26 protein-coding genes are annotated in these 25,656 nt (G+C 45.9%); 13 read left to right on the plus strand and 13 right to left on the minus strand.

Going from position 1 to position 25,656, the window contains the following annotated elements; all coding sequences use genetic code 11:
- From ACTIE6_RS18760 to ACTIE6_RS18795, 8 genes are all read left to right on the plus strand, one after another.
- A partial coding sequence (locus tag ACTIE6_RS18760) for an integrase core domain-containing protein (protein WP_439558101.1) occupies window positions 1–400 on the plus strand: 400 nt, incomplete at its 5' end.
- A 37-nt stretch (window positions 401–437) separates the two neighbouring features.
- Window positions 438–1,382 (plus strand): hypothetical protein, encoded by a 945-nt coding sequence (locus tag ACTIE6_RS18765; RefSeq protein ID WP_439558102.1) that lies wholly within the window; start codon window positions 438–440, stop codon window positions 1,380–1,382.
- Window position 1,383: 1 nt separating this feature from the next.
- On the plus strand, window positions 1,384–1,998 hold the full coding sequence (locus ACTIE6_RS18770) for a hypothetical protein (protein ID WP_439558103.1): 615 nt from the start codon (window positions 1,384–1,386) through the stop codon (window positions 1,996–1,998).
- A gap of 25 nt (window positions 1,999–2,023) precedes the next feature.
- Complete coding sequence (locus ACTIE6_RS18775; RefSeq protein WP_439558104.1) at window positions 2,024–3,208, plus strand: T9SS type A sorting domain-containing protein; 1,185 nt, start codon at window positions 2,024–2,026, stop codon at window positions 3,206–3,208.
- A gap of 335 nt (window positions 3,209–3,543) precedes the next feature.
- Window positions 3,544–4,038 (plus strand): MarR family winged helix-turn-helix transcriptional regulator, encoded by a 495-nt coding sequence (locus ACTIE6_RS18780; RefSeq protein ID WP_439558105.1) that lies wholly within the window; start codon window positions 3,544–3,546, stop codon window positions 4,036–4,038.
- 26 nt (window positions 4,039–4,064) lie between these two features.
- On the plus strand, window positions 4,065–6,689 hold the full coding sequence (gene ppsA, locus ACTIE6_RS18785) for a phosphoenolpyruvate synthase (RefSeq protein WP_439558106.1): 2,625 nt from the start codon (window positions 4,065–4,067) through the stop codon (window positions 6,687–6,689).
- A gap of 97 nt (window positions 6,690–6,786) precedes the next feature.
- Window positions 6,787–8,439, plus strand: coding sequence for a hypothetical protein (locus tag ACTIE6_RS18790; protein WP_439558107.1), 1,653 nt, complete (start codon window positions 6,787–6,789; stop codon window positions 8,437–8,439).
- A 49-nt stretch (window positions 8,440–8,488) separates the two neighbouring features.
- Window positions 8,489–10,252 carry an ABC transporter permease gene (locus tag ACTIE6_RS18795; protein ID WP_439558108.1) on the plus strand — a complete coding sequence of 588 codons (1,764 nt, stop codon included), beginning with the start codon at window positions 8,489–8,491 and terminating at the stop codon, window positions 10,250–10,252.
- A 179-nt stretch (window positions 10,253–10,431) separates the two neighbouring features.
- On the opposite strand, the gene ACTIE6_RS18800 is transcribed toward ACTIE6_RS18795, so the two are convergent.
- The 6 genes from ACTIE6_RS18800 to ACTIE6_RS18825 all read right to left on the minus strand — a co-directional run bounded on the left by ACTIE6_RS18800 (window position 10,432) and on the right by ACTIE6_RS18825 (window position 14,859).
- Window positions 10,432–11,346: an NAD-dependent epimerase/dehydratase family protein gene (locus ACTIE6_RS18800; protein WP_439558109.1), complete on the minus strand. Its 915-nt coding sequence runs from the start codon at window positions 11,344–11,346 to the stop codon at window positions 10,432–10,434.
- A 58-nt stretch (window positions 11,347–11,404) separates the two neighbouring features.
- Window positions 11,405–11,992 (minus strand): Crp/Fnr family transcriptional regulator, encoded by a 588-nt coding sequence (locus ACTIE6_RS18805; RefSeq protein WP_439558110.1) that lies wholly within the window; start codon window positions 11,990–11,992, stop codon window positions 11,405–11,407.
- A gap of 58 nt (window positions 11,993–12,050) precedes the next feature.
- Entirely contained in the window at window positions 12,051–12,911 is an 861-nt protein-coding gene (locus ACTIE6_RS18810) for a helix-turn-helix domain-containing protein (protein WP_439558111.1), read from the minus strand.
- A 97-nt stretch (window positions 12,912–13,008) separates the two neighbouring features.
- Complete coding sequence (locus ACTIE6_RS18815; RefSeq protein ID WP_439558112.1) at window positions 13,009–13,914, minus strand: alpha/beta fold hydrolase; 906 nt, start codon at window positions 13,912–13,914, stop codon at window positions 13,009–13,011.
- A 164-nt stretch (window positions 13,915–14,078) separates the two neighbouring features.
- Window positions 14,079–14,321 (minus strand): hypothetical protein, encoded by a 243-nt coding sequence (locus ACTIE6_RS18820; RefSeq protein WP_439558113.1) that lies wholly within the window; start codon window positions 14,319–14,321, stop codon window positions 14,079–14,081.
- Window positions 14,305–14,859: a hypothetical protein gene (locus tag ACTIE6_RS18825; protein WP_439558114.1), complete on the minus strand. Its 555-nt coding sequence runs from the start codon at window positions 14,857–14,859 to the stop codon at window positions 14,305–14,307. Before ACTIE6_RS18825 ends, ACTIE6_RS18820 begins: the two co-directional genes overlap by 17 nt.
- 243 nt (window positions 14,860–15,102) lie before the next feature.
- Here ACTIE6_RS18825 and ACTIE6_RS18830 point away from each other — a divergent pair, with 243 nt between their 5' ends.
- Window positions 15,103–15,912, plus strand: coding sequence for a hypothetical protein (locus tag ACTIE6_RS18830; protein WP_439558115.1), 810 nt, complete (start codon window positions 15,103–15,105; stop codon window positions 15,910–15,912).
- Window positions 15,913–15,930: 18 nt separating this feature from the next.
- On the opposite strand, the gene dinD is transcribed toward ACTIE6_RS18830, so the two are convergent.
- Window positions 15,931–16,770, minus strand: coding sequence for a DNA damage-inducible protein D (gene dinD, locus ACTIE6_RS18835; RefSeq protein WP_439558116.1), 840 nt, complete (start codon window positions 16,768–16,770; stop codon window positions 15,931–15,933).
- Window positions 16,771–17,122: 352 nt separating this feature from the next.
- Between dinD and ACTIE6_RS18840 the strand changes: the two genes are divergently transcribed.
- Entirely contained in the window at window positions 17,123–17,410 is a 288-nt protein-coding gene (locus ACTIE6_RS18840; RefSeq protein WP_439558117.1) for a hypothetical protein, read from the plus strand.
- A gap of 90 nt (window positions 17,411–17,500) precedes the next feature.
- On the opposite strand, the gene ACTIE6_RS18845 is transcribed toward ACTIE6_RS18840, so the two are convergent.
- The 5 genes from ACTIE6_RS18845 to ACTIE6_RS18865 all read right to left on the minus strand — a co-directional run bounded on the left by ACTIE6_RS18845 (window position 17,501) and on the right by ACTIE6_RS18865 (window position 20,642).
- Window positions 17,501–17,677, minus strand: a complete 177-nt coding sequence (locus tag ACTIE6_RS18845) for a hypothetical protein (protein WP_439558118.1) — start codon at window positions 17,675–17,677, stop codon at window positions 17,501–17,503.
- 29 nt (window positions 17,678–17,706) lie between these two features.
- A complete protein-coding gene (locus ACTIE6_RS18850; RefSeq protein ID WP_439558119.1) occupies window positions 17,707–18,222 on the minus strand; it encodes a DUF6934 family protein in 516 nt (171 codons plus the stop codon).
- Window positions 18,223–18,276: 54 nt separating this feature from the next.
- Complete coding sequence (gene rhuM / locus ACTIE6_RS18855) at window positions 18,277–19,245, minus strand: RhuM family protein (protein ID WP_439558120.1); 969 nt, start codon at window positions 19,243–19,245, stop codon at window positions 18,277–18,279.
- A gap of 218 nt (window positions 19,246–19,463) precedes the next feature.
- A complete protein-coding gene (locus ACTIE6_RS18860; RefSeq protein WP_439558121.1) occupies window positions 19,464–19,787 on the minus strand; it encodes a nuclear transport factor 2 family protein in 324 nt (107 codons plus the stop codon).
- Between the two features lie 66 nt (window positions 19,788–19,853).
- Entirely contained in the window at window positions 19,854–20,642 is a 789-nt protein-coding gene (locus ACTIE6_RS18865) for an SDR family oxidoreductase (RefSeq protein ID WP_439558122.1), read from the minus strand.
- A gap of 129 nt (window positions 20,643–20,771) precedes the next feature.
- Here ACTIE6_RS18865 and ACTIE6_RS18870 point away from each other — a divergent pair, with 129 nt between their 5' ends.
- The 3 genes from ACTIE6_RS18870 (at window position 20,772) to ACTIE6_RS18880 (ending at window position 25,110) form a co-directional block, all read left to right on the plus strand.
- Complete coding sequence (locus tag ACTIE6_RS18870) at window positions 20,772–21,140, plus strand: winged helix-turn-helix transcriptional regulator (RefSeq protein ID WP_439558123.1); 369 nt, start codon at window positions 20,772–20,774, stop codon at window positions 21,138–21,140.
- Window positions 21,141–21,361: 221 nt separating this feature from the next.
- Window positions 21,362–22,621: an MFS transporter gene (locus tag ACTIE6_RS18875; RefSeq protein ID WP_439558124.1), complete on the plus strand. Its 1,260-nt coding sequence runs from the start codon at window positions 21,362–21,364 to the stop codon at window positions 22,619–22,621.
- A gap of 266 nt (window positions 22,622–22,887) precedes the next feature.
- Window positions 22,888–25,110: an FtsX-like permease family protein gene (locus tag ACTIE6_RS18880; RefSeq protein WP_439558125.1), complete on the plus strand. Its 2,223-nt coding sequence runs from the start codon at window positions 22,888–22,890 to the stop codon at window positions 25,108–25,110.
- Between the two features lie 25 nt (window positions 25,111–25,135).
- Here the strand turns inward: ACTIE6_RS18880 and ACTIE6_RS18885 are convergent.
- Window positions 25,136–25,656 (minus strand): dihydrofolate reductase family protein (locus ACTIE6_RS18885; protein ID WP_439558126.1); only part of this gene is annotated, 521 nt, incomplete at its 5' end.

A 25,656-nucleotide genomic window follows, 5' to 3' on the forward strand; every position in this document is an offset into this window, starting at 1 on the left:
TAAAACCAAAGCCAAACCCAAGTTACTCTCAGACAACGGAGCGTGTTACATATCCAGCGAATTGGGCGATTATCTGAAAAATACGCTTCAAATGCAGCAAGTGCACGGCAGACCGGCTCACCCGCAAACCCAGGGAAAAATTGAACGCTACCACAGGACGATGAAAAATGTCGTCAAGCTTGAAAATTTTTTCCATCCCGACCAGCTTACAGAAGCAATTGGCAAATTTGTAGACCGCTATAACAACCAGCGGTACCACGAGTCCCTGAACAACTTAACGCCCGCTGATGTCTATTTTGGCCGGGGTGAGCTCATCTTGAAAAGAAGGGAGCAAATCAAAAATCAGACCCTGAAACAGCGGAAAATTCAGTATCTAAACCAAAAATTAATAGCTTTATAAATCCGAAAATACTCTCTAAGCTCTTGTCTCAGTTAGTTTGACTACATACAATACCGACTACTCTACAGCGAAAGTCACCGTCACGAAGATTGCACAAGTGCCAATTTCTAAAACTTCACTTGGCAACTACTGCCCTTCCGATAAAGTTAGTCTTAATCTAGTATTACAAGGTGGAATACCAGAAAACTCCGGCTTGTTCTGGTACACAACCCCAAACCACACTAACGAATCATTGGTCGCAGATCCAAGCAATGTGCCAGCAGGAACTTATTTTGCATTCTTCTATGACTATAACAACAGCTGCTTTAATACTGACCTATCGACAGCGAAAGTGACGGTTGTAGTAGATGAATGTAATAATTGTAAAGCGGGAACTAATCAGGTTCCATTAACAGGCACAACACTCAAAAACAACTGTTCTCAGGTTAGCGTGAATCTAAATGATATGCTCTTGAATAGCCCTCCACCAGGTAGCATCTTAGTCTGGTTTAACACCGAAAATCACTCAGGCTTAGCAATTAAAAATCAGGCAAATGTTACACAATCAGGCAAATACTATGCGTTCTTTTACGATAGTGAAAACAATTGCTTCAACACAAACCTGTCAACAGCACACGTTACCGTTACGATTGAACCTTGCGAGACAGCTTGCCACGGTAATTTGCCACAAGTGCAGCTGACCGGCAGCAAGCTGGGGATTGTTTGTCCGGCCACTAAGGGCGACCTGAACAGTAAATTTACAAGCACGCCGCCGCAAGGATTCTCACTGGTCTGGTTTGCTACAGATATACCCATAGGTAATCCATTAGCACACCCGAATGCAGTTGGACCAGGAACTTACTATGCCTTTTTCTACGATTCGAAAGGCAATTGTTTTAATGTGGATAAATCCACGTCGCTTGTGACAGTAGCCTCGGTAGGCCCTTGCCAAACTCTTGAACCTGAAAGTTTTCTTGCAAGGTGCGATAACCGGAACAGGTGAAATGAGGAATGATCTTCAAACTGCCGGACTTCTCCCCGTGAATGATCCTTACAACAGCGGTGCAACCTTTCAGAACATCAATAATGTAGCAACTGCCGGAAAAGTGGTGGACTGGATCAAAGTAGAACTTCGCAAGCCAAATAGCCCATACGATATCATAGAAACCAGAAGCTTGCTCCTGAAGTCAGACGGCACTTTGGTACAACCCGACGGATCAGCCCCTAAATTCGGGCAACTTACTCATGATTTTAGAGTTACATTAAAGCATCGCAACCATTTGCTCGTTTTAAGTAATGTAATTGATGAAAACAATAGCGAGGCGTATAGCTATGACTTTTCTCCCGCGTCGGAGCTTGCATATGTTCCGGATGCGTTATACCACGCACAGCTTGCCCTCACTGGTGGAAAATGGTCGATGTGGGCGGGTGATTGCGATCAGGATGGCGGTATTGATGTTACTGATCACAATAAAGTAAAAGTAGCAGGTGGCAAATCGCTCACCAATGTCTACGATTCTTCCGATTTAAACCTGGACGGAAAAGTGGATGCCAGTGATCTTGCACTTATGCAAGCGAGCAATGCCAAAGCCCCGTTCTCAATTCTGAGTGAAAACTAGTCAACCACGCCACACTATCCATTTTATGAAAAATAAACTAAATGCAGTTATGTCTCTCGGCCTGGCACTTATCCAGGGTCTTGTCAGTGCGCAGACTACCCCAATAGACAATATAACTCCAGGCCCTCAAATTTTCTTCGAAGCGCGCAACCGGCATGCAGAGCTCACTGACAGTGGCTTAGATGTTACCTTTGATCTATATATGTCAGCTAGTCAGGCATATGTGGATTATGTGAAATCAACCAGCGATGGTGGAAATGGTCCGCAATTTGGTCTGGAAAGCGCCGATGTCGCGTTTGATATAGATTTTGGCGCTACAACGGAGATGCCAATGGTGTTGCCGAATGGAAATAATATAGTTATCAAAAGCAACCAGCTTTCCAGCGCACAGGCGCAGATAAATGTGAAAGGGAATCCGCCTGCCGGATATGATACACGCTTCAAGTACTCCCTTTATCGTGAAGTAAACAGTGAGCCGCTAACATCTGTACCTACATTGGTGGCATCTGTTTCCCTGTTTTGGGCACCTGAATTGGTGGGTGCAGGCTTTTCGCCGGAAAACGCAAGAGTACAATTGCGATGTGCTTCCACAGGTTTCGGCACTGGCCTTAGTGGCTCTAAATGGGCAGACTTTACAGGAAATGCAAGAAATACGATAGGCAGTTCCGAAGCGACCAAGCCGCTGCCAGTTACACTTTTATCGTTCGAGGCTTACCAGGAAGGATCCACAACATCACTAACCTGGAAGACTACCGAGGAGACCAACAGTGAGCGCTTTGAAGTGCAGCGCAGTAGCAATGGGAAAAACTGGGAAACATTCCAGGTAATAAAAGCATATGGAGATAGCAAAGTAGAGCGCACTTACCACGCTGTTGACGCAAACCCACTTCATGAAGAAAACTTGTATCGACTCTACATGGTGGATCGTGATGGCAGTACAGCACTCAGCAAGATTGTAAGCGTTCAGTTTGAAGGAGAAAAGGGCTACATCTTTCCGAATCCTGTTGCCGACAAATTCTACTTGAAAAACTGGAATACAGGAAAAAGATTAGCTGTGGAAATTAGCAACGCTACTGGACAAGTGGTGCTTAAAACAAGCAAGATTAACAATGAAGGTGTAAACATAGAAATGCTTCCACCCGGACTTTACACAGTTAAAGTGCTTGAAGGATCAGCAGTGTCACGCTACAAAGTAGTTGTTATCAGATAATCTATTCTGAGCCACGACAGCTTTGATTAATAATGGACAAGGGAAAGGTGTAGCTTCTCATAAAGGTGGGCGAGTTACCCCACCCTTATCCATATTGATCGTTTTCAGCACGAAGTCCTGCCTAGCTACGGACCTCTGGCCAGGGAGCGGCTTTTTGACGATGCGTTGATCATCTTTTCAGGTTCTGTTTTCAGCCATACAAAGGCCTCGTCAGCTTCGGAATCAACACGCGCTTTTAGCCAGACTTGTCCCAATTAATTTTTCACTTTCACGGTTGTTTAGTAAAATCATAAACATTTATCTTTGTCACTAAGATATTTAGTTGATGAGATACTATGGATCAGGAAGAACTCAGGCGGATCAGAAAGCTTAGCCAGCAATATGCATTTACCTCCATTCAGCTGCACGAAGCGGTGGCCAGGAAAGCAGGACTCCCGGGTACGGATCATAAGTACCTGGGATTTCTGTTGGAAAAAGGGCAAATGACGGCGGGAGAACTGTCCGCGCTGACCGGTCTAACAACCGGCGCTGTCACCGGGCTGGTAGATAGATTTGAGAAAAAAAACCTGGTAAAAAGACATTTTGCAGCAGACGACAGGCGGAAAGTGATCATAGTGCCTCACACCGAAAACATCATGGAACTTCTGGTACCCCTTTATGAGGATTTCCGGAGCAAAACTGAAAAGCTGATTGCTTCATTTTCAGTGGAAGAAAGCAAAGTCATTGAATCTTACTTTTCAAAAGCCATTGAAATCATGAATGAGGCTACTACTGTGCTGACTTCCGACACAGACACAACCAACCGGACTTCCAGCCCGAAGAAAAAGTAGTTATTGAATCTCAAACATTGGAAAAGATGGGAAAGTACATGCTGGGTTTGGACCAAATTGACAAAACAAAAATTGACCTGGCGGGTGGAAAAGGCGCAAACCTGGGCGAGCTCGCGCGAATAAACGGAATTAAGGTACCGACAGGCTTTTGTGTTTCAACAGAAGCTTACCAGACGATCATTCAAGAAATACCTGGATTCAATGAATTGCTGACTGAGCTTTCGACTTTGAAAGCAGAGCAAAGAGCGCAAATCAATGCATTAGGCAGCAAAATCCGGCGTGTGATTGAAGAGGTTATTATTCCAAAAGACATGGAAAATGAAGTAAGCAGGTACCTTTCTGCTTTTGACGCAGAGAGTGCCTTTGCAGTTCGTTCCAGTGCAACAGCGGAAGATTTACCGACTGCTTCCTTTGCAGGTCAGCAGGATACTTACCTGAATGTGACGGGCGAAAAGGCGATTTTAAAACATATCAGCAAATGCTGGGCTTCCCTATTTACCGATCGCGCAATCACCTATCGCATTCAAAACGGCTTTGATCATCGGAAAGTCAGCCTGGCTGTAATTGTTCAAAAAATGATATTTCCGGAAGCGGCCGGCATTCTGTTCACTGCTGATCCGGTGACGGGCAACAGGAAGACTTGCTGCATTGCCGCAAGTTTTGGATTGGGCGAGGCGGTAGTGTCCGGCCTGGTGAATGCAGACCTTTATAAAGTTGGCAAGAACGGGCACATCGAAAAGAAGGTATCTTCCAAAAAGCTGGCTATCAACCCTTCCGGGCAAGGTGGTACAACACAAAAGGAAATTACACCGGAGCGCCAGGATCTACAGGTACTTACCGATTCACAGATCCTGGAATTGGCAAAGCTTGGAAAACAAATCGAGGCGCATTTTGCTGGTAACACAGAAGATGCACCGCAGGATATTGAATGGTGCCTGGCCCACGGAACGTTCTACATTGTCCAGAGCAGACCGGTCACTACCCTATTCCCGGTTCCAGAATGGAATGCACAGGATGAAAAAGTGTGCGCTTACGTGTCTGTGGGTCACGGACAAATGATGACGGACGCAATGCGACCGCTGGGATTGTCTTTCTTCCTCCACGTAACCCCGGCTCGAATGCGAACCGCAGGCGGTAGGTTATTTGTGGACGTAACGCCGTTGCTGGCTTCGCCTTCCAAGCGGCGAACATTGCTGGATACCGTGGGAAAATCGGATCCGCTCATCAAAGACGCGTTGTTGAAAGTCATCGAAAGGGGAGATATAGAGACGATACCGGACGAAAATTTTATCGAAAACGGCGCTACACCACCAGCTAAGTCTGTTGGAACCGAAGAAAACGAACTCAACGCCACCATTGTACCTGAATTGATCAGCCGAAGTGAAAAGTCTGTACAGGAACTGGAAAAGCGTATTCAGGAAAAATCAGGCGCGGATCTGATCCGGTTTATTATCGATGATATTATTGAATTGAAGAAGGTACTGTTTGATCCGCAAAGTCATCGCGCGATTATGGCTGGCATGCAGGCAGCTGAGTGGATCAATGAAAAAATGTATGAGTGGCTGGGCGAAAAGAGCGCGGCGGATACACTTTCACAGTCAGTTCCCAACAACATTACATCTGAAATGGGGCTTGAACTTCTGGATGTTGCCGATGCAGTGCGCCCTTTTCCCGAAGTGATTGCGTATCTGGAAAATGTACGCGACGAAAACTGGCTCAACCAACTCACTGCATTAAATGGCGGGCAACAAGCCTGGAATGCGATCCATGCATTTCTCAAAAAGTACGGAATGCGCTGCCCCGGAGAAATTGACATTACCAGAACGCGCTGGCTTGAACAACCTGCATTGCTGATCCCGCTTATTCTGAGCCACGTTAAAAACTTCGGACCTGGCGCCGGCAAAGACAAGTTTGAGCGAGGCTTGCGCGAGGCTTCTAACAAGGAACATGATTTACTATCCCGCCTGAGCCAATTACCCGAAGGTGAAGTAAAAGCAGCGGAGGCAAAACGGATGATAAAGCAGCTCCGCGATTTTGCAGGTTATCGAGAATACCCCAAATACGGAATGATCAGCCGTTATTTTGTATATAAAAAAGCTTTGCTCAGAGAGTCTGAAACACTTCTGAAAGCAGGTATTATCCGCGACGAAGAGGCTATCTACTACTTCTCGCTTGAAGAATTAGTCGAGGTTTTTGAAACACAAAAAGCAAATCAGCAGCTGATTGAGCAGCGAAAGGAGAATTTCAGGAATTTTGAAAAACTAAATCCGCCACGTGTAATTACCTCAGAGGGTGAGATGATTTCAGGCGCATATCAGTCCAAAAACTTGCCTGCTGGCGCCATAGCAGGACTGGGAGTTTGTTCCGGCACGATTGAAGGGCGTGCGCGGGTTATCCTGAACATGAACGACGCGGATCTGGAAGAGGGCGATATCTTAGTTACCACTTTTACCGATCCCAGCTGGACACCGTTGTTTGTATCTGTAAAAGGTCTTATCACCGAAGTGGGCGGAATGATGACACACGGCGCGGTGATCGCCCGGGAGTACGGTTTACCAGCTGTGGTTGGTGTTGAAAATGCAACCAGGCTCATCAAAGACGGTCAGCGAATCCGTGTGAATGGAACAGACGGTTATATTGAGATTTTGTAGGCTACAATACCTTCACTAATCGGGTGGATTTGGAGTTTTATAGAGTAGCGGGCCAAAGTGGCCTTCTTTTGAAATGTGAACAACTATCCTATCCCTTATGATCCGGTACAACCTATTCTTCCTTTTACTCCTCTGCACGATTGTAACGCACGCACAGAACAAAGCCCCGCTCGAAAATATCGTAATCACCTCAGAAAAAGGCAAAACGCTGGTTTCCGTTAGTAACAATGGAGACCTCCACGTAAATATTGCCCCAAAAGATTTAACAAAATTTAAAGCCGCGCGCCTGGTACATTACAGCGACTTTGGTGCCCAGGGCGATGGCAAAACGGATGATATCAATGCGATTGCAGCTACCCACGCATTTGCCAACCTGCACGGACTTGCAGTGCAGGCCGACAATGGTGCTACCTACTACATTGGCGGGAAAGCACGCACAGCAGTGATCCGGACCGACACCGATTTTGGCAAAGCTGCATTTATTATTGACGATACAGATGTTGAAAACCGCAATGCTGCTCTGTTCACGGTAAGTTCAGACCTCAAATCTTTTAAGCTGGAAGGGATAAACTCACTGAAAAGAAACCAGGAGAAAATCAATGCAGATTTGCCTTCATCTTGCCTGGTTACTGTTACCAATGCAAACGTAAAGCAGTACATCCGGTTTGGTTTGAATCAGAATAACGGTTCGTCGCAGACTGACATTTTTGTTGTTGACAAAAAGGGCAAAGTAGATATGAATGCACCCATTATCTGGGATTTTGATCAGATTACGGAGATAACCGCACTGCCGATAGACGAAAAACCGCTGCGCATCAAAGGCGGACGATTCACTACCATAGCCAACAAAGCCGAGTCAAAATACACTTATTATAACCGGAACATCGCGATCCGTCGCTCGAATGTAACCCTGGAAGATTTGGAACATCGCATTACCGGCGAAGGTGATCAAGGAGCGCCTTATGGAGGGTTTATCAACATTGGTGAATGCGCCTACGTGACCGTGAAGAACACTATATTGACCGGACATAAAACATACAGTACCATCGGCGCGGCGGGCAAGCCGGTTACAATGGGTACTTACGACCTGTCGGCAAACCGCGCATTGAACGTGTCATTTATCAATTGTACCCAGACAAACGACATCAATGACAATACGTATTGGGGTATTCTGGGATCGAATTTTTGCAAAAACCTGCTTTACGACCATTGTACCCTCTCCCGCTTCGATGCGCACCAGGGTGTAGCCAATGCGACCATCCGCAATTCGACGCTCGGACACATGGGGATCAATGCGATCGGCAGCGGATTGTTATTGATAGAAAATTCTACGATCCGGGGCAGAAGTATCGTCAATCTCCGCTCCGATTACGGAAGTACCTGGCAGGGAGAAGTGATTATTCGTGACTGCGTATTTGTGCCTGCCAATGGGAAGCCGGTGAATGCGGCACTGATCAGCGGCTCCAACTCCGGTCAGCACGACTTTGGTTACACCTGCTACATGCCGGAGAAGATCACCGTTAAAAACCTCCGGATCGAAGATTCGAAGCATCCTGAAAATTACAAGGGACCCGCGATTTTCACCAACTTCAATCCGGAGATGAAAGACAATTCCTACCAGGAAAAGTACCCTTATGTAAAAACCAGGGAGGTTGTTCTTCAAAACGTTACGACTGCCAGCGGTAAACCTGTGCGGGTAAGTGATAATGAATTTATGTTCCGGGAGGTGAAGGTGCGGACTGGTCAGTAGCTATACAACACGTTTGTCTTATAGCCTTCAAAATCAACTGGCTAATACCATGTTCCGTAACTATTTCAAAATAGCCTGGCGAAATCTGACCGGGAATAAGACTTACTCAGCAATCAACATTGGCGGACTGGCAGTTGGAATGGCGGTAGCAATGCTGATCGGGTTGTGGATTTACGATGAGCTTTCTTTTAACAAAACCCATCAGCATTACTCCCGCATTGCACGGGTAATGCAGCAGCAAACCCTCGACGGAGAGGTGAATACCGGCAATAATGTACCCGCGCCATTGTTCAAAGAGTTGCAAACAAGCTACGGCGCAGCTTTTGAACGTGTGGTAATTACCTCCTGGCTGCAAAGGCATGTACTGAGCTACGATGGAGCAAGTTTTACGCAACCCGGCAACTTTATGTCCACAGGCGCAGCCGAGATGCTTTCCCTCCAAATAGTCAGCGGCAGTACTGCCGGGCTCAAAGATCCTGCGACGATCCTGCTTTCAGCGTCGACCGCCAAAGCCATTTTCGGAGACGCTGACCCGGTTGATAAAACGTTGAAGCTGAACAAAGAACTGGATGTCAGAGTAGTTGGGGTTTATGAGGATATCCCATTTAATTCAGAGTTTCACGAACTTGCATTCATCGCCCCATTTGACCTGTTTGTCTCTTCCACCGATTGGGTAAAAGCAGCGGTGGAAAACAGTGAATGGGAAAGCAGTTCTTTCCAGATACTGGTTCAGCTGTCGGCAAACAGTGATTTACAGACAGTTTCTAACCAAATTAAAAACAGCAAGCTCCGGAAAGCGGGAGCGAATGAGCTGAAATTTAACCCTCAGATACTGCTGCACCCTATGAGCCGCTGGCACCTCTATTCTGAATGGGAGAATGGACGCAATACAGGCGGCCGCATTCAGTTTGTCTGGCTGTTTGGCATTATCGGTGTATTTGTATTGCTGCTTGCCTGCATCAATTTCATGAACCTGAGTACCGCGCGCTCGGAAAAACGCGCCAAAGAAGTAGGTATCAGGAAGGCGATCGGCTCGGTACGTCTGCAATTGGTCTGTCAGTTTTTCAGTGAATCTTTCCTGGTTGTCGGCCTCGCTTTTTTGCTTTCTATGGCACTCGCCTGGCTCGCTCTTCCGACGTTCAATGAGGTTGCCGATAAACACATGCAAATGCCCTGGCGAGATCAGCTTTTTCTAGTCGGCGGTCTGATATTTGCGCTTTTTACCGGTTTTATAGCGGGCAGCTACCCGGCATTCTACCTGTCTTCATTTCAGCCAGTAAAAGCATTAAAAGGAAAATGGACGCCGCTCGGACTACGGGCAACGTTGCCGCGTAAAATCCTGGTGGTACTGCAATTCACCGTTTCAATGACGCTGATCATCGGTACTGTGATTGTGTATAAACAAATACTTCACGCCAAAAGCCGGCCAATTGGCTACAACAGGCAGGGACTGGTTACCATGCTCGTCAATACCCACGACATTCACATGCATTTCGATGCAGTTTTGGATGATCTTGTCAAAACAGGAAGCGTAACCACAATGGCAGAATCGGCGGGACCGCCTACCGAGGTTTTTTCAGCCAATGTTGGTTTCAACTGGAAAGGGAAAGATCCGGGGCTGCAATCTGAATTTGCGACAATCGGGATCTCACACGATTTTGGAAAAACAGTCGGCTGGGATTTTATGGCAGGCCGGGATTTTACCAAAACCCTGGCCAGTGGCTTGAAAAGTACACCTATCATACCCGCATATCATGGTGGATTTTCGCAGCAGCTAGCTTTGGTACACTCATTATCGCGCTGGCAACAGTAAGCTACCAGGCGGTCAGGGCAGCTTTGCTGGATCCGGTGAAGAGTTTGCAGGGAGAGTAGCGCAATGCAGAAGGACGACCTCCCGAATATCGGGAACTGAATCGGCGGGACTGCTACTGATGAAACTTTCGTGAACATGAAGCAGTCGTAGCGAATGGAATCAGGATGAAAAAACAACTATCAGTTGTGGATCATCTGCCTGATTCCTTCCGCATAGCTGACGGGTTGATATGAGAACCTTTTTTCGAATTTGCTGCTGTCGAAAACATAGTCACGGTCATACTGATAAGCCATTTCTTTCAATTCTCTCAAAATCGGCACGAAGAGGCCGAGGAGCTGCATCATCCATCCTGTAAAAATGTAGTACCGTGGCTGCACATTCATTTCCGCCGCGATCATTTCAATGAATTGCTTTCCGGTAAGTCGCTCCGCCGATGTGGGTAAATGCCATACTTCCCCAAAAACGTCGGGTGTATTCCCTAGTAATGCCAGGGATTTACCAATATCTGGCACATACGTGAATGAATGCACTTTCGACGCGTCAATCTGCCAAAATGCTTTTTTACCTTTATTGAACTCGTCATTTACTGAAATGCTGAGCGGACTATTTTTAACATTAGGCCCGTAAAAATCAGCACTGCGGGCGATGAGCATTTGCAAGCCCTGCGATTGTGCATCCAGCAACATATCCTGCACAGCCGCGCGCACTTTCCCTTTTTCACTCGGTGGATTTACCCGGGAGAGCTCCGTCATATGCGGAATTTCATCTGCCGCATACATGTATACATTGTCGAGAAATACCAGGCGCGCTTTTGCTTTTGTACATGCATTGATCACATTGCGCATCAAAATAGGCCAGTCACGTCTCCAAACGCGGATATTGTATTCCAGACCCGCTGTCAGGTATACCACCTCAGAGCCTGCCACCGCAGCTTCAACTTGCGACGCGTTCAAAAGATCAGCCGGAAAAAGCTCGTCGTTCGCATTGACGCGCGCCGGCTTACGGGATACCAATCGGATATGGTCTGTATAGTTTTTCAGTTCTTTGGCCAGTACAATGCCGGTTGCACCACCAGCGCCTAGTATCGTTTGCATAATTGCTTTTTTTGATACAAATGTATTGCAGTGAGCCAGACCCAAACGTTGATCTGTGTTAAGATTTTGCCTCCACAAACAATCTTTTCCGAATGCGGCTGAGACTTTCCGGCGCTATGCCGAGGTATTGCGCAATGTAGCGTTGCGGCACACGCAGGAAAATGTCCGGCCGGGCTTCAGCCAGCATCAGAAAACGTTTTTGAGGGGTGTAAGCGAGCAGGGATTTGGTACGTTCCATACTTTCGGCCGCAATGCGTTCTACCAAAATGCGAAAGAACAAAGCAACAGCCGGCACTTCCCGCAAAAGCATGCCCATATCCTTACAGGTTAGGGAAAGTACCGAAGTTTCGGTCAGCGCTTTGATATGGGACGTGGCAGCATTTTGTTTGGAGAAGCTGTCCAGGTCAGTGATAAATTCATTTTCAAAAGCGAAGTTGCACGACTTTTCAACGCCGGACTCGTCGACGTAAAACTGGTGCAATGCGCCGTTCAGCACGAAAAATACCTCAGAAGCCTGCTCTCCGGCATTGAGGAGGATAGCGCCGCGTTTGAAGTTGTGTTTCTTAAAGAACGAAGAGATATATTCTGCCTCAGCATCGTCGAGCTGCACATCTTTCCGCAATATCGATATCAGTTCCGGCGCCATTAGCTACTCTCTTTAAAATGTTGAGTTGTTTTAAAGATTCAATATACACCAAAAGCACTTACTGTTGTCCCAACGCCAAGAAACTAGCCCGGAAACCTGACGGCGACTCGCCTGTTTTGGTCTGAAAAAGTCTGCTGAAATACGCCGGATCATTGTAGCCAAGTTCGTAGGCAATTTCTTTGGCAGTCAGCGAAGTATGTACCAATAAGCGTTTTGCTTCAAGGATAATGCGGTTTTTGATCACTTCATTCGGTTGCGGCAGGCGGAGGCGGTTGAATTTGTGCGTGATCGTTTTCGGCGCCATGCACAGGAAATCGGCGTAGTCGGCGACGGTGTGTTTGGATTTATAATGTTCTTCGACCAGCCGGGTGAATTTGCGGAAAAACTCCATATCACTTTGCTGATCAGTTACTTCATTGTTCAAATGCTGTCTTTTCCACGAGCGCGTCGCGCGGATGAGGAGTTGTTTGAGATATGTCCGCACCATTTCTTCCAGCTGACTATCATTGAGGTGAAATTCCGAAATCATTTCATTAAACAAACCGCCGAGAAATGCGATTTCATGTTCCAGAAGCTCCACTTTGGGCATATTCCGGATGTTGTTGAAAAGCAAACCGTCGCAGGCCACTTCCTGATCGTGGATTTGAATGCAGTAAAAATCACGGTTGTAAAAAATGAAATAGCCACTTTCCGCGCCTGCTTCTTCGATTTCGAGGTATTGATTAGGACTGATAAAAAAGAGCGTAGGCTGCGTCGTTTGATAAACCGAAAAATCCACCCGCAGCTTGAAACCGGCCGGGAGATAAAGGATTTTAATGTACTCTTTATATTCTGGACCGTTGATGGCGGCGGTCTGTTCTTCACTCACATGCAGCAGCCCCAGTGTTCTTGAATTATTGTTGAAAACGGTCGTACCCATGGCTATATACGCAGGTCGGGATGAATGTTAATTTGATTTGAAATGAAGCAGACAAAAGCTGTGAAGGACTTTCAACCTCACAGCTTTTGTCATGTTTTTACATCCTTGCAAACTTTTCAAGCTCGGTGTTGAATTTATCCATTTCTTCGATGAAAAACCCGTGACCGCCTTTTTCAAATTTGATGATGTGCGAACCTTTGATGGCTTTTTCAAGCTCCTCTGCACCTTTGTAATCACACAGTTTGTCGTTTACACCGTGGAATATCGCCACCGGAATTTTAATTTTCGACAATACAGGACGCAAATCTAAGTCACCCAATGCGCTGATAGCCTGAGTAGTAGCATACGGTGAGGCATTCAGATTGATGCTTTCCAACCATCTCATCGTTTCATCGGGAAGTCCGCCTTCTTGTCCCTGGAATGCTTTTCCGAAACCAGAAATTAATTGCTCGCGGTTGGTTTTGGTCTGCTTGATCAGGTCTTTTGCGCCCTGCTCGCTGATGCCAAATGCATATCCTTCGCGCTGTTTCCACGACGGGCCAGTAGCGCCGAATACGGCCAACTTGCTGATATGTGCACTGTTATATTTGGTCACATAATGCAGCACCACCGCGCTGCCCATTGAAAATCCGCCGAGCGTGGCATTCTGGATTTTCAGTTTTTCCAAGACTACCTTAATATCATAGGAGAAAGTATCGAAGTCATATTTTCCATAAGGTCTGTCCGATTTTCCGAAACCGCGGAGCGAGATACCGATCACCCTGAACCCTTTTTCGACCAGATACTGGTACTGGTATTCGTACATTTCATTGTTCAGCGGCCATCCGTGGATGAGCACCACAGGCTGACCTTCACCAAGGTCGATCACGTGCAGTTTCACATTTTTTTCAACTTCAATGTACTCTTCTCTTCCGAGTGACGCAGGCTTGCGGGTTTGTGCAAATAGCGATTGGGACTGGATGAATGAGAATACAAGGGCGATGGTCAGGGCAACCGTTTTCATGCGAGTAGTAAGTTTGAGTTTTGAGTTAGCTATTAGCTGTTCGTGCTTGGCTTTTAGCTTTTTAGCTGTTGTCGTTCGACATTACAAAGGTGGCGCATGAACCCCCCCCAAAGAATGGACAAAAAGCCAAGCAACTTGTACATTTTTCCCCCGACGCAAAATTACTACTCGTAGAAGCTCACCAATTGACCTACTCGCCGCCCGACCAGCTCATTTTTCATCGGCTTAAAGCGCGCGACTTCCGCATTGTCTTTGGTAACCACGATATAAAACGGCTGCTTTAATTGGGTGGTCATGTGATAAATAGAAACCAGTTCAGCCACATCCTCCGACCACGCCGCCATGCCATATAAGGAAGGAAAAGGCGTTTTCGCCAGTTGTTGATAAACCTCAGGAGCCAAGGCCAATCGCCACCGGTTTGCCACTTCGGAAGCGCGTTTTTTCAAGCAAAGAGTCAAGATAAGGCTCCGCAGGCACATTCGGCTTACTCCAAATGCCCTTTGTAAACATCGTAGGCGTCACCACCGAATCCATTTTATCAAAACGAGGCGTCAACTCCTCCACCACATCCACCACATGAGTAGCTTCATGCAGCAGCACATAAATGAGCGCATCCAAGTTGCCAGCTTCGACGCGGATTTTATAATTACTACTATCCTCGGACTTGAAACACGTATTTTCCTTCCAAGTCGCCCATTGAGAAATCGTTTCGTCCAGCAATCCGGCCCGGAATGTAATGTTGAACACTTTTCTCCCTTCGACCGTGTCAAGCAGCGAAGTCAATGCCGTATTTGGCATGTTGTCCATGAAGCTGATGCTTTGCAGATGGTCTTTCAAAATGCGCTGGTGCAGTGGCGGAAGTAGTGCAAATGCATTGCTTACTTTTTCTTTTTGTGCCGGGGTTAGTTCATGATTTTCAGGCTGCATTCCAGCTTCGCGAAACATTTTGAAGACGCTTTGAGGGGCGGGTTTGGTGCGCTGGTAAAGCTCGTTAGCATTTAATGGATTCGTCTTTTGCGCCGAACAAAAGTGTGGGATAGATAGGACAAGTATAGCAGCGATTCCAAGTTTCAGTCGAGATAGCATTAGCACTTTTGAAGATGAATTACAGATAGCAAAAAGATTGAAAGCACGTAAATGGCTTATGTATAATTTAATTATATATTTGGATCAAACATTTACACGGAAATGAAACTACACATTGCTCCGCTTATTTTAGGTAAGATAATGCTCGGATCTTATGCTTTCACCCAGCCAGCGAAGCTAAAAGGAGCCTGGGTCTCTTCTCAGCAAGAGCTGATCGAAATCAAGAATATAGGTCGAGATTCGACTAATGTTCTTGCTAATAAATTATTAAAGGAAAACTACTTCCACCTATTCATTTTCGGCGATACCTTAAGTTTTCAGCATATCTACACAAGCTCTGCGACTGATTTTAAGGTAGAATATACAGATCGCTATGATTTGAAAATCGTCAGCCTTAGTGATTCAACCCTAAAAGTGAAGCCTATTTCCAAATTTTCAAAAAGCTATTTTAAAAATCGCCCGCTTATAAAGCTCAGAAGAAAAGAACATTTGATTGACACAACTCTCGTCTTCGAGAAGCTGATTTACAACGCAACACCTGCCTGGTTCAGTCCTGCGGTTACCGTGAAATTGGATAACCGCAGGAATTTATCATTAAGCATTACCAATCCATATCCTCCCAGCAATGGTGAATTGCCAACCGGCGATTATACTACCGTGCTCGACGATAATACGTACCAAGAGTTTATTCAAACACTGCAAAACAGCAACATCAGAAGTATGAAATTCGGCACGCAGGAGGTGAATGACTCTCCCGAAATCACGCTGGATATTTACTTTAACGGCCAGCGGAAATATTTGAAAGCGACCGATGTGCCGACAGTGGCTAACAATTTACTGACCTTCATCAGGCGTTTGCAGCGATATCCAGGCTTGAAAACCTATGAGGGTTTGGAGATGTTGAAACACTGAGCTTTTGTGTTAAGAACATCATTTCTTGTTCTTTCTCGTTTCACTCAACACCTCCTTCTCCTCACGGTCAAGCCTCCGTTGAACCTTTTTTACATCATCGGCCGGCGGAAGCTCCTCAGGCTTGATTCCTCGTTCAATTAGCATCCGTCTTACTGCAAGGTTATTATCCACGTGCTCCTTCTCAATGGGTGGTATGCCTGTTAAGTCTTTCGTCTGAACATTCATGCTCGTCATTTCGGCCGCGAGATCCTTGGCTTTCAGGCTGATCGTGGGAAGAAAGTCCGCCACCGGACGATTGTCGGGGATATTCATTTTTCGTTTTAAAAGCAGTGTTGATAAACGAAATAATGCCTGGTCCCCTTTTGATCTGATGATCGCAAATCCTTTATCATCGATGCCACGCTCGTACAGAATGCCAGATAATTGTCTTTCCGTCTGGCTAAGCTTTTCGCGTGCTCTGACTCTTTCAAAATCGAGAAGTCTCTGCTCAACAATTTCCGCGCGGCGGGTTTGCACTGCAAAATAGGTTTGCGCAAAAGCAATTTCCGGCTTCCGGGCGTCGCCATTTTGAGCTACCAAATAGCAAGCATACCGGGTAAGCGCAATGTCCTCAATTGACCGCTCAGACTCGGAGCCAATGCTGACCATTTTCCTGACGTCAGGAAAATGGTTTTGAACCTCTTCGCCTGCATTGGCGCAAGCATCTTTGGCCTTATTGACCACTTTTTCAAAGTTTTCCCATTTGGCGTAGCCCAGCAAAAGTTGGAGTTCCCGCGCACTCCAGCATTCAATTCCTTCAATCTCGGAGGCTGCATTTTCGAAGCTTTTAAAAAGCAATGTTATATCCTCTGTTTTCATAGTATGGTATAGAAGTACTTGTTTGGATCCTATATATGCTGACCATTTTCCTGACGCCAGGAAAATGGTCTAAGATTTCAAGACTTTTAAGTTTTGTGAATTTCAAATCTACCTGCATCATTTAACCATCGGCAACTATTGCCGCCTGCTCATTACCATGCCTCCATCCAAAACTTTCTCCTATATTTACCTCGCAAACTTTTAAGAAACACTTTATGAATTTTATTAGAATAGCCAGGCCAACATGGCCTTGGAGAGGCATACGGGTGCAAGTCCCGAAACCTGGCCGAAGTGTTTCTTCGTTGAAGTTTGCGGTGACCTCTCCATTTTATTCACATCAAAACCATTGTCTATGCAAACTTCAAATGGCCCAGGTGTTGACTCAAATGCTAATTCAGTCAACCCAATGCACGATGCACGTTACGCATCAAATCCCAGCACCATGCTGACGAAATCACAAGCTGAGTTTTGGTATGCGATTGAATGTCAAGGCTACAAAGAGCTGGCACATTCGCTCAAAATGGTGCATGATCTCGCGCTTTATCATTCGGATGTTCCGTTTGATAAAGCTGAAAAGTCGGCGCTTTTTGATGTCAACTTGCTAGTGGAGGAATTTCAGAAATTGGGAGAGAAAGCTTAGAAACGAAGGGACTGTGAAAGCAGTCCTTTTTTGATTTGAAAGAAGGCAATCTGCTATTAGCCCATTATGCGCAGCGAACTGATCAGATCGCTAATTCCTCTGCGGAAGTGGATTTTTCTTCAAAAAATCTGCCATATCTCCTGCCTGCTCCGCAAATAAATCAGGCATCACAAAAGGCTTGATAGGAGAGGTAAGTGATTTATTTCCAGTCAAAAACTCAACCGCTTTTGTCTGTTTTGATTGATTTTTTGTCGTTTGACTTGCCATATTGCTTTTTCTGTTGATTATCACCGTAATCATCTTTTCAAACTTAACGAAAATGCGTCATAGTTGGTGCCTTTCTCGAAGGGAACCCATTCGCCCTGCCAATCCGGCCAATTTCCTTCAATTTCACCCACGTTATTTTTGACTGCTTTAAAACCTTCGATGTTGTACTGCTGTGCAAGATAGTCGTAGTGTTGATTGATGCCCATTTGGTATAAGCGCGTCCTCAGTCGCATTTCAAACTCGTCCGAACCTTCCTTTTTCCTGACTGAACCAGTAGCCAACAGCTTAATTTCTGGATGTGTATCAATGTATTCTAATCCTGTCTTTGCCACCGTTGCCAGAATCTGATCACGATCACCATTGTTGACCAAGACCTTATCATCGATTTTATTGGTTTGACGATCCCAAACTCCGAAGCCAAGATTGTATGCATTGTCATTTCTGGGAAGCTTGACGATGGCGATCAGCATGTTGTGATTGCCTTTGCTATAAAACTGAAAAGCGTTTTCGGCATAAGCGACTGTGTTGTAACTCGGAAGGTTCATGCATTAGTGTGGATAGATCGCAAAGCCCAGCGAGCTTGGATAGATAGTAGGCTGCTACTGATTTCTATTTAAAACACTTACAATCAACTTCTTTACAGTATCCATTTCCTCCGGCTTGCTGGCGGCGGCGAATAGCGTAAGACTTGCCAATGCTTCGTTGCTGATAATCGCGTTTTGTCCCGCATTCAACAAACCATTTACTTCCAAAAAAAGCAAAAAACAAGCCGCCGCAATCCGCTTATTCCCATCGACAAACGAGTGGTTTTTGATGATCAAGTAGAGTAAGGTAGCCGCTTTTTCCTCGATGGACGGATAAAAGTCCACTTCGCCAAATCCTTTGCTGATCTGCGCCACCGAACTCCGGAAACTATCGTCCTTTTCTTTTCCAAATACGGAAGAGTTGAAATCCTGCCGCATGGTTTCGATAATGCTTTGGTAAATCGATAAATCCGGGTAAGTCGCCACTCGCTGACTGATTCCTTTCTGATCCAGTGCTTCATGATCGTAATCGTCGAGCAATTCGAGCCCTTTTGCAAAATGTGCAAGCCAACTCATTTCTGCCTCTTCAACCTTATGTTCAATCGCGCGGCTGAGAATGCGGATCCCGTCTTTCAAAGTCTGCACCTGCTGGTTTTTCTGAGCAAGCCGCTGTTCATTGATGGCATATCCCTGGATGAGATAGTCTTTGAGCCGCTGGGTCGCCCACTGGCGGAACTGCGTTCCTCGTTTTGAATTTACCCGATAACCAACCGAAATGACGGCATCGAGATTATAGAACTTGATTGTTCGTTTTACATTGCGCTTACCTTCTTTTTGAACTACCGAGAAATCCTCGGAAGTTGATATCGGGTCTAACTCTTCTTCGCTGTAAATGTTTTTCAAGTGCAGACCGATCGTATCAGTGTCCTTTTCGAACAAATCAGACATATTTTTTTGGCTCAGCCAAACGGTTTCTTCACCAAACTTCACCTCTATCTGAGTCTCACCATCGGTACTCTCGTAAATCTCAATCTGCTTCTCCATATTTCTAGTTTGTTTGAACCCAATATAGCAGTAAGCCAACCAAGTAATCTGACCGTTTATCCTGCGGTGGGGGAAATAGGCGGCTTGCTTCAGTTACGTAGCATGCTGACACATTAATAGCTTCAATCAATTATTTAAAGGTCGCTATTGTCTCTTTGCTGACGTTGTATTGAATCGATTGAGATAAAGTGGTGTTCAATACAGATGAATTCGTGCTATCAGCCCGTAATGCGCAGCGAACTGATCAGCTCACCATCGAACTCCATATGATAATGCATTACGCCCGGGCTGCCGGGAAAGTCGCCGCTGGCTTCTACGATCAGCGTTCCTTTTGAGCCGGTTTGTGTGAAATCAATGATTTTCGATTGCATTTTATATTTTTCGATTGCCTTCTCGAGCCATTGTCTGATTTCGGCTTTGCCTGTGTGCGTGGCTCCTTCGTCGTGAACGGTGGCGTTTTCGGTAAAATAGTTGGCGAATGCAGCGCTGTCGGCTTCGTTTTGTGTCTGGATCAGGCCTGCGATGGTTTCGGAAAGTTGCATACTGATTTATAATTTGAGTTGATTAAAATTTGATTTTGTATTGTTAAAAAGTTGCTGAAAGCTCGCCTAAATCGTACGGACCGTACCGCCGTCAATAATGTATTCGGTACCGGTGAGGTAGGCCGCTCTCGGTGAAACCAGGAAGCCAACAAACTCGGCCACTTCTTCCGGCCAGGCCGCTCTGCCGAACGGAATGCCGCCCAGCGCATCCATGACGCTCTTTTCTGCTTCTTCAATCGTACCGCCTGAGCTGGCTGAAATCCGCTCTAACATTCGCTCCGACGAGGTCGTCATAATCCAGCCCGGCGAAACGGTCAGCACCCGTATGCCTTTCGGGGTGACTTCATTTGAAAGACTTTTGCTGTAATTAACCAGACCCGCCTTGGCCGCTGCATAGGGTAGAGTAGACTCATACAATGGCAGCTTCGCCTGGATGGACGCGATGTGAATGATAACCCCGCTGCCTTGCGCGATCATGCCGGGCAGGAAGCCGCGGTCGAGCCGCACGGGTGCCAGCAGGTTGGTTTGCAGTGTTTCTTCCCATTGTTCGTCGGTTAGTACCGCAAAGCCGCCGCCGGGCGTCTCCGAGGCTCCCAGATTATTGATAAGAATATCCAGACGACCGAATTGTTTGTAAATTTCTTCCACTACTTGCTGCGTGCCTTCGGGCTTGCTGAGGTCTGCGGCAATGAAATGGATATTTTCAGTTTGTTCCTCCGGCTGATTTCTGGCAGTAACTATGACGGTTGCGCCTGCTTTTAGAAGCCGCTCGGCGATGGCTTTTCCCGCGCCTTTGGTTCCGCCGGTAACCAGCGTAATCTTGTCTTGTAGTTCGTTTTCAAAGTTGAAATCCATGTCCTTTTTGTTTTTGTGTAGGACAAATTTCAGCACTATGCTTCCCGCTGACAAGTACGGATTTACGATTCAGATAGGGACAAATTTATCCCTATTGAACCGCCAAAGGCATATGTTTATATTTGCAATATGTACGAAAGAAAGACAATGCCCAACCTGAACTGCGGCCTAGACCTGATCGGCGAGGTGCTGTATGGTAAATGGAAAATCCGGCTTCTGTGGTTTATCCACCAGGGCTTTCAGCGCCCCAGCGAGCTGCAACGGAAAATACCGGATGCGTCCCGCCGGGTGCTGAATGTGCAGCTGAAAGAACTGGAAAACCATGAGCTGGTCGGAAAGGTCATTTACCCCGTCGTCCCGCCTAAAGTGGAGTACTACCTCACGGATTTTGGAAAGTCACTCATTCCCGTCATCGGCGCAATCGGGCAGTGGGGTGATGAAAATGAGGAGCGGTTGCGCGGACTAATTGAAAAGAACATCCTTTCTAACGAGGCATAATTTCTGACAGGCATTTCTCAGAATCTTTTTCACAAATCGTTGACATTGGAGAGTCGTAGAAAAGCAGTATACCATCGGTAATTCCACTGTGAAGATACCTGTACCAAGCTATTTGTTTAGCGAATTACCCTGCATTCAATCAAAGAATGTATCGGGCAGATATTCTTGGCAAGCTTTTATAAAACACATGAAGTGCTACGCTGTACCATCAACAAAACTTCATGAAGATTGCCGCATTGAGTGCTTTTGAGAGCCGGAATTACAGATTATTTTTTGCAGGACAAACGATTTCGCTTTTAGGGACCTGGATGCAGAAAACGGCTGTCAGCTGGGTGATTTACTCGCTGACGCATTCCAAGTTTATGCTCGGTGTCAGCATATTCGCAACCCTGTTTCCATCTGCAATGCTTACTTCGCTGGGCGGTGTTGTTTCAGACCGCTACAACCGGTACCGTGTGTTGCTGATCACCCAGCTACTATCTATGGTTCAGGCACTTGCGCTGACGCTCGTGGTCTTTTTTAAGCATTATGCCGTTTGGGAAATCATTGCGCTGAGCGTGTTACTGGGGCTTATCAACGCATTTGATGTACCCGCTCGGCAATCGCTGGTGTACGAGCTGGTCGACGATAAGAAGAATCTTCCTAATGCGCTGGCGCTGAATTCTTCTATGGTCAATCTTTCCAAATTACTGGGACCTGCCATTGCCGGCGTCGCTATTGAGCGGTTTGGTGAGGTGGTTTGTTTTGCGGCCAATACATTCAGTTTTGTTGCTGTGATCGGTTCGCTGCTGCTGCTCAGGTTACCAAAGTTTACGCCAGTAAAACATACCAAAAACATCCTCAGTGAGCTTGGAGAAGGGTTGACATACATTCGGCAAACGCCTGAAATCCGCTACATCATCATTATGCTGGCGATGGTTAGCCTGCTGGTGCTCCCATTCACCAGCCTGATGCCCATTTACGCAAAAGACATTTTCCGGGGCACCGCCTCCACATTCGGTCTGCTGGACAGTGCAATCGGCTTTGGTGCATTATGCGGGGCATTTTTCCTGGCAACTTTGCCGCCCGGAACCAACCTCAGCCGGATACTCGCGATTAATACATTCGTTTTTGGCACAGGACTAATCCTCTTTTCTTACACCAGCTTGTACGCCCTCGCGCTCGTATTCATTGCGATTGGCGCATTCGGGATGATGTCGCAAACCACGATCAGCAATACGCTGATTCAAACCCTGGTAGCTCCTGCCATGCGCGGGCGGGTAATCAGCATTTTTGTGATGGCCTATTCTGGCGGCGTTCCCATAGGCAGCCTGATCGTCAGCTATCTTTCACAGCACATCGGTGTGCAGGCTACCGTGCTCGGACAGGGAATCCTCGCATTACTTATCGGCATTATGCACGTGCGCTATTTGAAAAAGAACAAGCCAAAACAGCGCGTCGTGCCTACGAATAATCTGAATGCGGAAATCCCGCAGGTGTGAGGTTATACATTCCAATAGATTATTCAAAGCGGCCGATAACTTATTATGAGTCAGTTAGAACGGGAGAATAGGTAAATTATCTTCCAATTGTACCTGACTTAAAGTATGTTGTCATGATTAATAATTATCTAAAAATTGCAACTCGCAACCTTTGGAAACATCGGGGATTCTCGGCAATTAATATCCTGGGTTTGGCGATAGGTATGTCCGCCTGTTTTCTGATCTGCTTGTATGTGAGCTTTGAATTAAGTTAAGACAAATTCCACATGAAATCAGACCGGATATTCAGGATTATTACGGATGTCGAAACTGTTAGCGAAACAACCCATAAAGGATCGAGCTGGGCTTACGGGCCTAATATGCTAAAAGACTTTCCTGAAATTGAAACCTTTGTGCGTTTAAGCCGGGTTAGCTTTCTTGTCAGAAAAGGGGATGCAAAATTTCAAGAGGAGAAGACCCTGTTTGCGGATTCAACCCTTTTCAAAGTGTTTGATTTTAAGCTGCTCCGCGGCAATGCTCAGTCTGCGCTAAAAGACCCACTCAGCATTGTATTCACCCAAACCGCTGCGAAAAAGTATTTTGGCGAGACTGATCCGATCGGGCAAACTGTGTTACTGGATGCAGAAGGTTTGGTCGCGAATGTGACCGGTATTGTTGAAGACCTGCCGCTCAACTCTCAGATCAAGGCAAATATGTTTTTATCAGCATCGACAATGAAGAGATATAAGCCAGATGCAGATTACGAGTGGGGATCTTTTGAACCTATGACTTATTTATTGTTAAAACCAAAGACCTCAGCCAGGTCATTAGCTTCGAAGTTCCCTGACTTTCTTGAACAACATGCAGGCAAAATAATGAGCGAGCAGAAGCTTAAATATAAAGTCTCGCTGGAACCGCTACAAAGCATATATCTTCATTCGGAATATACAGGAGGAATTGAAAAAGGAAATGCTGCTTACGTATACATATTCTCGGCAGTAGCCATATTCACAATCCTAATTGCCTGCATCAATTTCGTCAACTTAACTACGGCGCGGTCGGTTGAGCGGGCAAAGGAAGTTGGATTGCGTAAAGTAGTAGGCGCAGGCAGGTGGCGAATTGCAAAACAATTCATTTGTGAATCTATATTAACTTGCCTTATCGCATTTTTTCTATCAATTGTATTTTCGGCCGTTCTAATACCTCATTTTAATAATCTGGCTGGCAAAGAAGTCAGCCAGGGTATTATTAACGAATTTCAAGTTATTGCGAGCTTTTTGGCAATATCTTTTTGTATAGGAGGACTGGCCGGTATGTACCCGGCAGTAGTGCTATCTTCTTTTCAACCTGCGTCTGTTCTAAAAGGAAGTTTTAAAAGTAGCAAGAAAGGTGTTTTTCTAAGAAAAGTACTGGTAACAAGTCAGTTTGCTATTTCCATTACATTAATGATAGGAACAATGATCATTTTCAGCCAGATGAATTTTATGCAAAATAAAGATCTTGGTTTTAGTAAAGATCAAATTCTTGTGATTGATACAGATGCCGATCCGAATAAGGATATTTTGCAAAGATCTTTGGCTACCATTAGCGGTGCAGTCCTGACATCCAGATCATCCAGCATACCAGGAAGCAAATATCAAAATGCTACTACACAAATTGAAAACGCTAGTGGAGAACTCCAAACAGCTGACCTGCACGAACTTCTGGTCGATGTTGATTACATCCCATTATTCAAATTGAAAATGCTGGCCGGCAGGAAATTTTCAAAGGATTTTGCTACGGACAGCGCAAAAGCTATGGTAATTAACGTAGCGGCTGCTAAGCTATTTGGTTATCGCGATCCCAAGATGGCCATTGGGACAAAATTCAAACAATCGGGCAGTGAAGGGAAAATTATAGGAGTTATAGAAGATTTTCACTTTCAATCTTTGCAGGAAAGTGTGCAGCCTCTTACGATGCGAATAGAGCCGGAGTATAGTAATCTTATATCCATAAAGATCGCATCTGCGGATGTGCCGGGAACGGTCAGGCGCATTGAAAACAAGTGGAATGCCTTCATGCCGAACAGGCCATTTAACTACTTTTTTATGGACGAATTTTTTGATCGTCAATATCGGTCACAAAAGCAATTCAAAGCACTTTTTATGAATTTTGCATTCCTTACGATCTTCATATCGTGTTTAGGACTAGTTGGTTTAAGCGCATATGCAACGATACAGCGGAAAAAAGAAGTTGGTGTGCGCAAAGTGCTTGGTGGAACTACGGCAAGTATCGTGTTCCTATTTTATAAAGACTTTTTGGGACTGATTGGAATTGCATTCATCATTGCTGCTCCTGTGGCCTACTACTTTTCAGGAAAATGGCTGGATGGTTTTGCATACAGGACCAGCATTTCGCCTTGGTCATTTATTTTGACAGCTGTATTGACCGTATTGGTTGCAGTCGCTACAACCAGCTTCCAAAGTATAAAAGCGGCGCTGGAAGATCCTGTAAAAGTGTTGAGAAGTTAAGCAGCCGCATAATGGTCGTTAAAGATCAGGCACGCACATAACGATGCGCCACACATCCGTTTTGAAATTGAATCGTATCCACCAGCTTTAATACAAGCTGGTCGCCGAGCAAATCAGTATCGAGCAGCCGCCTGCCTTTTCCGGCAATTACAGGGTGTGTTACGATGTTAAATTCATCAATTAACCCTGCCGCAATCAACTCCGGGAGCAGACTGACGCTGTCTATCGAAATCTTCTGTCCGGGGAGTTCCCGTAGTTTCAGAAGCTCTTCCACCGGGTTCGAGCGGATAATGCGTGTGTTATAGTCGGCGGATTCTAATGTTTTCGAAATCACCACTTTTTCAATGGCCGTGATCTTTTCACCAAAACGGATTTCGTCCGCCGTACCGGTTTGGTGCTTGGCCACATCGGACCAATAAGGAAACATCAGCTCATACATAACCCGACCGAAAAACAGCAGGTCGACATTGTCCATCAGATGTGTGAAATAATCATGCAGCTCCGCGTTGGGAATGCCCAAAGTATGATCGCAATATCCGTCGATGG

The organism is Dyadobacter sp., from assembly GCF_051859145.1.
Lineage (GTDB): Bacteria > Bacteroidota > Bacteroidia > Cytophagales > Spirosomataceae > Dyadobacter.

What these genes read in the sequence shown, in the direction of transcription:
- ACTIE6_RS18790 (WP_439558107.1), top strand. Translation starts at nt 6,787, where the DNA reads ATGATCCGGTACAACCTATTCTTCCTTTTACTCCTCTGCACGATTGTA.
- ACTIE6_RS18865 (WP_439558122.1), bottom strand. Translation starts at nt 20,642, where the DNA reads ATGGATTTCAACTTTGAAAACGAACTACAAGACAAGATTACGCTGGTT.
- ACTIE6_RS18850 (WP_439558119.1), bottom strand. Translation starts at nt 18,222, where the DNA reads ATGAACCTTCCGAGTTACAACACAGTCGCTTATGCCGAAAACGCTTTT.
- ACTIE6_RS18795 (WP_439558108.1), top strand. Translation starts at nt 8,489, where the DNA reads ATGTTCCGTAACTATTTCAAAATAGCCTGGCGAAATCTGACCGGGAAT.
- ACTIE6_RS18845 (WP_439558118.1), bottom strand. Translation starts at nt 17,677, where the DNA reads ATGGCAAGTCAAACGACAAAAAATCAATCAAAACAGACAAAAGCGGTT.
- ACTIE6_RS18875 (WP_439558124.1), top strand. Translation starts at nt 21,362, where the DNA reads ATGAAGATTGCCGCATTGAGTGCTTTTGAGAGCCGGAATTACAGATTA.
- dinD (WP_439558116.1), bottom strand. Translation starts at nt 16,770, where the DNA reads ATGAAAACAGAGGATATAACATTGCTTTTTAAAAGCTTCGAAAATGCA.
- ACTIE6_RS18810 (WP_439558111.1), bottom strand. Translation starts at nt 12,911, where the DNA reads ATGGGTACGACCGTTTTCAACAATAATTCAAGAACACTGGGGCTGCTG.
- ACTIE6_RS18870 (WP_439558123.1), top strand. Translation starts at nt 20,772, where the DNA reads ATGTACGAAAGAAAGACAATGCCCAACCTGAACTGCGGCCTAGACCTG.
- ACTIE6_RS18800 (WP_439558109.1), bottom strand. Translation starts at nt 11,346, where the DNA reads ATGCAAACGATACTAGGCGCTGGTGGTGCAACCGGCATTGTACTGGCC.
- ACTIE6_RS18825 (WP_439558114.1), bottom strand. Translation starts at nt 14,859, where the DNA reads ATGTTTCGCGAAGCTGGAATGCAGCCTGAAAATCATGAACTAACCCCG.
- ACTIE6_RS18830 (WP_439558115.1), top strand. Translation starts at nt 15,103, where the DNA reads ATGAAACTACACATTGCTCCGCTTATTTTAGGTAAGATAATGCTCGGA.
- ACTIE6_RS18880 (WP_439558125.1), top strand. Translation starts at nt 22,888, where the DNA reads ATGAAATCAGACCGGATATTCAGGATTATTACGGATGTCGAAACTGTT.
- ACTIE6_RS18770 (WP_439558103.1), top strand. Translation starts at nt 1,384, where the DNA reads ATGAGGAATGATCTTCAAACTGCCGGACTTCTCCCCGTGAATGATCCT.
- ACTIE6_RS18805 (WP_439558110.1), bottom strand. Translation starts at nt 11,992, where the DNA reads ATGGCGCCGGAACTGATATCGATATTGCGGAAAGATGTGCAGCTCGAC.
- ACTIE6_RS18860 (WP_439558121.1), bottom strand. Translation starts at nt 19,787, where the DNA reads ATGCAACTTTCCGAAACCATCGCAGGCCTGATCCAGACACAAAACGAA.
- ACTIE6_RS18815 (WP_439558112.1), bottom strand. Translation starts at nt 13,914, where the DNA reads ATGAAAACGGTTGCCCTGACCATCGCCCTTGTATTCTCATTCATCCAG.
- ACTIE6_RS18775 (WP_439558104.1), top strand. Translation starts at nt 2,024, where the DNA reads ATGAAAAATAAACTAAATGCAGTTATGTCTCTCGGCCTGGCACTTATC.
- ACTIE6_RS18840 (WP_439558117.1), top strand. Translation starts at nt 17,123, where the DNA reads ATGCAAACTTCAAATGGCCCAGGTGTTGACTCAAATGCTAATTCAGTC.
- ppsA (WP_439558106.1), top strand. Translation starts at nt 4,065, where the DNA reads ATGGGAAAGTACATGCTGGGTTTGGACCAAATTGACAAAACAAAAATT.
- ACTIE6_RS18780 (WP_439558105.1), top strand. Translation starts at nt 3,544, where the DNA reads ATGGATCAGGAAGAACTCAGGCGGATCAGAAAGCTTAGCCAGCAATAT.
- rhuM (WP_439558120.1), bottom strand. Translation starts at nt 19,245, where the DNA reads ATGGAGAAGCAGATTGAGATTTACGAGAGTACCGATGGTGAGACTCAG.